General features: G+C 40.4%; 6 protein-coding genes. 3 read left to right on the forward strand and 3 right to left on the reverse strand.

Going from position 1 to position 6,617, the window contains the following annotated elements:
- Positions 1-22: 22 nt before the first annotated feature.
- The 3 genes from O3664_RS07985 to O3664_RS07995 all read right to left on the reverse strand — a co-directional run bounded on the left by O3664_RS07985 (position 23) and on the right by O3664_RS07995 (position 2,652).
- On the reverse strand, positions 23-517 hold the full coding sequence (locus O3664_RS07985; RefSeq protein WP_049546639.1) for a YkgJ family cysteine cluster protein: 495 nt from the start codon (positions 515-517) through the stop codon (positions 23-25).
- A gap of 132 nt (positions 518-649) precedes the next feature.
- A complete protein-coding gene (gene ptsP / locus O3664_RS07990) occupies positions 650-2,383 on the reverse strand; it encodes a phosphoenolpyruvate--protein phosphotransferase (RefSeq protein WP_004241506.1) in 1,734 nt (577 codons plus the stop codon).
- Between the two features lie 5 nt (positions 2,384-2,388).
- Positions 2,389-2,652 carry a phosphocarrier protein HPr gene (locus O3664_RS07995; RefSeq protein ID WP_000146947.1) on the reverse strand — a complete coding sequence of 88 codons (264 nt, stop codon included), beginning with the start codon at positions 2,650-2,652 and terminating at the stop codon, positions 2,389-2,391.
- 350 nt (positions 2,653-3,002) lie between these two features.
- Between O3664_RS07995 and nrdH the strand changes: the two genes are divergently transcribed.
- The 3 genes from nrdH to nrdF all read left to right on the forward strand — a co-directional run bounded on the left by nrdH (position 3,003) and on the right by nrdF (position 6,616).
- Positions 3,003-3,221 carry a glutaredoxin-like protein NrdH gene (gene nrdH / locus O3664_RS08000; RefSeq protein ID WP_000259240.1) on the forward strand — a complete coding sequence of 73 codons (219 nt, stop codon included), beginning with the start codon at positions 3,003-3,005 and terminating at the stop codon, positions 3,219-3,221.
- Between the two features lie 80 nt (positions 3,222-3,301).
- Positions 3,302-5,461: a class 1b ribonucleoside-diphosphate reductase subunit alpha gene (nrdE, locus tag O3664_RS08005; RefSeq protein WP_371613873.1), complete on the forward strand. Its 2,160-nt coding sequence runs from the start codon at positions 3,302-3,304 to the stop codon at positions 5,459-5,461.
- Between the two features lie 192 nt (positions 5,462-5,653).
- Complete coding sequence (gene nrdF / locus O3664_RS08010) at positions 5,654-6,616, forward strand: class 1b ribonucleoside-diphosphate reductase subunit beta (protein WP_000451386.1); 963 nt, start codon at positions 5,654-5,656, stop codon at positions 6,614-6,616.
- Position 6,617: the final 1 nt, after the last annotated feature.

The following is a 6,617-nucleotide window of genomic DNA, read 5'->3' on the forward strand; positions in this document are numbered from 1 at the left end:
AAAATTTTGATCCTTTAAATCTCTATAACTTATCCTTTAATTTCTCAACAAAGAGATAGGCTGCTGGACAGGTCAAAGTATTCTTAATCGTCAAATGGTTGATTTGATGAATTTTTTTACGGTCCGTATGGGGGAACTCTCGGCATGCCTTTGGACGAACTTCATAGATGGAACAGAGATTATCTCCTCCTAAAAAGGGACAAGGCATGGATTTAAAAACCTTATCACCATCTTCATCTACCTGCAGAAACTCCGCTTCAAAAGCTGGTAATTTCATCTTAAAATACTTGGCGATTCGTGTAATATCCGCTTCTTTAAAGTCCGGTCCCAATGTCTTACAACAATTGGCACAGGCCGTGCAATCAATTTCCTCAAAGACTTCTTGGTGAATCTGCTGGGCTATCTTGTCTAGGTTTTTAGGAGGTTTTTTCTTTAGATTGGCTAAAACTTTACGGTGTTCCTTCTGCTTTTGCATGGCTAGCTGGTGGTAGTACTCAATATCAATTTCTTTAGACATGATTTCTCTCTTATTCTATTTGCTTCTCCTATTATATCATGCCTCTTCATCATTGAAAAGTGGACTTTACAAGACTATACTATTCCCGAATGTATCAAAAAACCTTGCAACTAGGTTACAAGGTTAATGAAATTAATCAAAGTTAACGTATTCTTTTTGAAGTTCAAGGACTTCTTCCATTGTTGAACACTCTGTAAGGGCACGGTTAGCGTACTCTTCCATCTTAGCAGTATCCAATTTCTTCATCAAGCTACGTGTACGAAGTACAGATGTTGCTGACATAGAGAACTCATCCAAGCCCATTCCGACAAGAAGTGGAACAGCTTTTTGGTCACCAGCCATCTCACCACACATACCAGCCCATTTACCTTCAGCGTGAGCTGCCTTGATAACATTGTTGATCAAGCGAAGGATTGATGGGTTATATGGTTGGTAAAGGTATGAAACTTGTTCGTTCATACGGTCTGCTGCCATTGAGTATTGGATCAAGTCGTTTGTACCAATTGACATGAAGTCTACTTCTTTAGCAAATTGGTCTGCAAGCATCGCTGCTGCAGGGATTTCAATCATGATACCAACTTGGATGTCATCCGCAACTGCAACACCTTCAGCAAGAAGGTTTGCTTTTTCTTCTTCATAAACTGCTTTAGCTGCACGGAATTCTTTCAAGAGGGCAACCATTGGGAACATGATACGCAATTGACCATGAACAGAAGCACGAAGAAGGGCACGGATTTGTGTACGGAACATTGCATCTCCAGTTTCAGAAATAGAGATACGAAGGGCACGGAATCCAAGGAATGGGTTCATTTCATGTGGCATATCGAAGTAAGGAAGTTCCTTATCTCCACCGATATCCATTGTACGAACAACTACTGGTTTACCATTCATTCCCTCAAGTACAGCCTTGTATGCTTCATACTGCTCATCTTCAGTTGGGAAGTCTTGAGAATCCATGTACAAGAACTCTGTACGGTAAAGTCCAACCGCTTCTGCACCGTTGTTGTTAACACCTTCCACGTCTTTTGGAGTACCGATGTTAGCAGCCAACTCGAAGTGTTTACCGTCAGCAGTCACTGTTTGAGCATCTTTCAAAAGTGCCCATTCAGCTTTTTGTTTAGCATAAGCTTCACCAGCTGCTTTAAATTCTGCCGCTTGTTCATCTGTTGGGTTGATAATCACTTCACCAGTAATTCCGTTAACGGCAAGGATATCACCGTCTTTCACCACTTCAGTGATGTTATTTGTTCCCAATACAGCTGCAATTTCAAGTGTACGTGCCATGATAGCTGAGTGGCTTGTACGTCCACCGATATTTGTTACAAAAGCTTTTACAAAGTTTTTGTCCAATTGAGCTGTATCAGATGGTGTCAAGTCATGCGCAATCACGATTACTTCTTCATTGATAGAAGCTGGGTTTGGCAATTTCTTACCAAGAAGATTTGCCAATACACGTTTTGTCACGTCGCGGATATCCGCTGCACGTTCTTGCATATATGGGTTGTCTTCCATACCTTCAAAGATAGTGATGAACATGTCAGTCACTTCTTTAAGACCTGCTTCAGCATTGACTTTCTTAGCACGGATTGTTTCTTTAATCTGACCAATCAATTCTGGGTCAGCAAGAACCATCAAATGAGCGTCAAAAACTTGAGCCGCTTCTTCACCAAGCGTACCTACAGCTTTCTCACGGATAAGAGAAAGCTCGTTTTGAGAAGCTTCAAGAGCTACATCCAAACGAGCCTCTTCTGCGTTTGTATCTTCGACTGAAACAGTCTCGAATGACAAATCCGGTTGAACGAGTAGATATGCTTTTGCAACTGCAACACCATCAGATGCTGCGATTCCTTTAAGCATTTCTGTCATTTTCCTTATGCCAATCCTTCTTTTTCCATTGTTTCTGAGATTGCAGCGATAGCGTCATCTGCATCTGCACCTTCAGCTGAGATAGTTACATCAGCACCTTGGCCAACACCAAGACTCATAACACCCATGATTGATTTAAGGTTAACTGATTTACCTTTGTACTCAAGAGTGATATCTGAAGCAAATTTGCTTGCAGTTTGTACCAACAATGTTGCTGGACGTGCGTGAATACCTGTTTCTGCCACTACGTGGAAATCTTTAGAAGCCATAGTTTGACTCTCCTTTTGTTCTTTCTTTTTTGAGTTATATGTGATAACCCTTACAATTTGGTATTATACCATCTTCTAGGATTTTTTTCAAGCATTTTATGGGATTTATTCGATTTCCTTTCAGATAACTTGCTGAAAATCTTCTATTCTAGATAACAAAACACAGGATATAGTTTTCCAAAAAACTACTTCTAGGATAATTATCACTATTTCATAAAACAAACACTACATATTGTGTTTTGCAACCTTTAGTAGAAAAATAGACCACTATATTTAGTTTCAAATCATTGACAAAAATTTATTTTCTGATATACTAAGAAAGTAATCTATTTTGAAAGAGGAGTTACACAATGGTAACCGTTTATTCTAAAAACAACTGTGTCCAATGTAAGATGACTAAACGTTTCTTGGACAGTAATAATGTCGCTTATCGTGAAATCAATCTTGATGAGCAACCTGAGTACATCGATCAAGTTAAAGAGCTCGGTTTCAGCGCAGCTCCTGTGATCCAAACACCAACTGAAGTCTTTTCAGGTTTCCAACCAGGAAAACTGAAACAATTAGCATAATCTTAGTACATCATCCAGAAGAAACTGCTTCTAGGGCTAACTTAGAAGCCTTTCTTTTGTAATTAGATAAGGGAAATTTTATGGGATTAAAACATCTTGAAGACGTGACTTACTTCCGTCTCAATAACGAAATCAACCGTCCTGTCAATGGACAAATCATGCTTCATAAAGATAAGGAAGCCTTGGATGCCTTCTTTAAAGAAAATGTAGTTCCAAACACTATGGTTTTTGATTCAATCAAAGATAAAATCAACTACCTCATTGAACACAACTACATCGAAACAGCCTTTATCAAGAAATACCGTCCAGAGTTTTTGGAAGAATTGTCTCAATTTATCAAAGACCAAAACTTCCAATTCAAGTCTTTCATGGCAGCTTATAAATTTTACAATCAATATGCTTTGAAAACTAACGACGGTGAATATTATCTTGAAAGCATGGAAGACCGCGTCTTCTTTAACGCCCTTTATTTCGCTGATGGGAATGAAGCTATTGCCATCGATATTGCCAATGAAATCATCCACCAACGCTACCAACCTGCTACTCCTTCCTTCTTGAATGCTGGACGTGCTCGCCGTGGGGAGTTAGTATCTTGCTTCCTAATCCAAGTAACTGATGATATGAACTCTATCGGACGTTCTATCAACTCAGCTCTTCAACTTTCACGTATCGGTGGTGGTGTGGGAATTTCCCTCAGCAACCTTCGTGAAGCTGGTGCACCTATCAAAGGCTATGAAGGAGCCGCTTCTGGTGTCGTTCCTGTTATGAAGCTTTTCGAAGATAGCTTCTCTTACTCCAACCAATTGGGGCAACGTCAAGGTGCCGGTGTTGTCTACCTCAACGTCTTCCACCCAGATATTATCGCCTTCCTTTCAACTAAGAAAGAAAACGCCGATGAAAAAGTTCGTGTAAAGACCCTTTCACTTGGTGTTGTAGTACCCGATAAATTCTACGAATTAGCACGTAAAAATGAAGAAATGTACCTCTTCAGCCCATACTCTGTAGAACTTGAATACGGTGTGCCATTTAACTACATCGACATCACTGAAAAATACGATGAATTGGTCGCAAATCCAAACATCCGCAAAACAAAAATCAAAGCGCGTGATTTGGAAACTGAAATCTCTAAATTGCAACAAGAGTCTGGTTACCCTTATGTCGTCAACATTGATACGGCTAACCGTGCAAATCCTGTTGATGGTAAGATTATCATGAGTAACTTGTGTTCTGAGATTCTTCAAGTTCAAGAACCAAGCTTGATCAACGATGCTCAAGAATTCCTTCAAATGGGAACAGATGTTTCATGTAACCTTGGTTCAACCAACGTGGTCAACATGATGACCTCACCTGATTTTGGTCGTTCTATCCGTGCTATGGTTCGTGCCCTTACTTTCGTTACAGATAGTTCGCACATCGTAGCTGTTCCTACTATCGACCATGGAAATAGCCAAGCCCACACCTTTGGTCTCGGTGCCATGGGACTTCACAGCTACCTTGCCCAACAATTGATTGAATATGGATCGCCTGAGTCTGTTGAATTTACAAGCATCTACTTCATGCTCATGAACTACTGGACCTTGGTAGAATCAAACAATATCGCGCGTGAACGTGGTATCACCTTCCACAACTTTGAAAAATCAGACTATGCTAAGGGAAGCTACTTTGACAAGTATGTGACTGGCGAGTTTGTTCCAAAATCAGACCGTGTTAAAGAACTCTTCAAAGATGTCTTTATCCCAAGTGCTGCTGACTGGGCTGAACTTCGCGACAAGGTTCAAGCAGATGGTCTTTACCACCAAAACCGCCTTGCTGTAGCGCCAAATGGTTCTATCAGTTACATCAACGACGTTTCTGCTTCTATCCACCCGATTACGCAACGTATCGAAGAACGTCAAGAGAAGAAAATCGGTAAAATCTACTATCCTGCTGCTGGTTTGTCAACAGAAACCATTCCTTACTACACTTCTGCCTACGACATGGATATGCGTAAGGTGATTGATGTTTACGCTGCTGCGACTGAGCACGTGGACCAAGGACTTTCACTCACCCTCTTCATGCGTAGTGACATTCCAAAAGGTCTTTACGAATGGAAGAAAGAAAACAAACAAACGACACGTGACTTGTCTATCCTTCGTAACTATGCCTTTAACAAGGGTATCAAGTCTATCTACTACGTCCGTACCTTTACAGATGATGGTGGAGAAGTCGGTGCCAACCAATGTGAAAGCTGTGTGATCTAATTTTTGTTTGAGGAAACTACATTTTCTCAGATAAGTATTTATTCACCCTGCTAAACTAAATTGGAATAAGCATCTATACTATGAAATAGCAAAAAGTCGGGCTTCCGACTTTTTGTGCGATACTCTTCTAGAATTATGATAAAATAGAAATAATTGTGAGTTCGCAATACTAAACACAGAAAGAGATTTCAAATGGAAACTTACTACAAAGCCATTAACTGGAATGCCATCGAAGATGTCATCGACAAATCAACTTGGGAAAAGCTGACGGAGCAATTCTGGCTCGATACACGTATTCCCTTGTCAAATGACTTGGATGACTGGAGAAAGCTATCAAATGTAGAAAAAGACTTGGTTGGAAAAGTCTTTGGTGGTTTAACCCTTCTCGATACTATGCAATCTGAAACTGGGGTTCAAGCCCTTCGAGCAGACATCCGTACACCACATGAGGAAGCTGTTTTCAATAACATCCAATTTATGGAATCTGTCCACGCAAAATCTTACTCTTCTATCTTTTCTACCTTGAATACAAAGGCTGAGATTGAAGAAATTTTCGAATGGACCAATACCAATCCTTACCTACAAAAGAAGGCTGAGATTGTCAACGAAATTTACCTAAACGGTAGCCCACTTGAAAAGAAAGTTGCCAGTGTCTTCCTCGAAACCTTCCTCTTCTACTCTGGTTTCTTCACTCCCCTCTACTATCTTGGTAACAACAAACTAGCCAACGTCGCTGAAATCATTAAATTAATTATTCGTGATGAGTCAGTTCACGGAACCTACATTGGTTATAAATTCCAACTCGGTTTCAATGAATTACCTGAAGAAGAGCAAGAAAAGCTCAAAGAATGGATGTACGACCTGCTCTATACTCTTTACGAGAATGAAGAAGGCTACACAGAAAGTCTCTATGACGGTGTTGGTTGGACGGAAGAAGTCAAAACCTTCCTTCGCTACAATGCCAACAAGGCACTCATGAACCTGGGACAAGATCCACTCTTCCCAGATTCAGCAGATGATGTCAACCCAATTGTCATGAACGGTATTTCAACAGGAACTTCTAACCACGACTTCTTCTCTCAAGTCGGAAATGGTTACCTTCTTGGTGAAGTTGAAGCCATGCAAGACGATGACTACAACTACGGTTTAGACTAAT

The organism is Streptococcus sp. 27098_8_109, from assembly GCF_041432295.1.
Taxonomy (GTDB): domain Bacteria; phylum Bacillota; class Bacilli; order Lactobacillales; family Streptococcaceae; genus Streptococcus.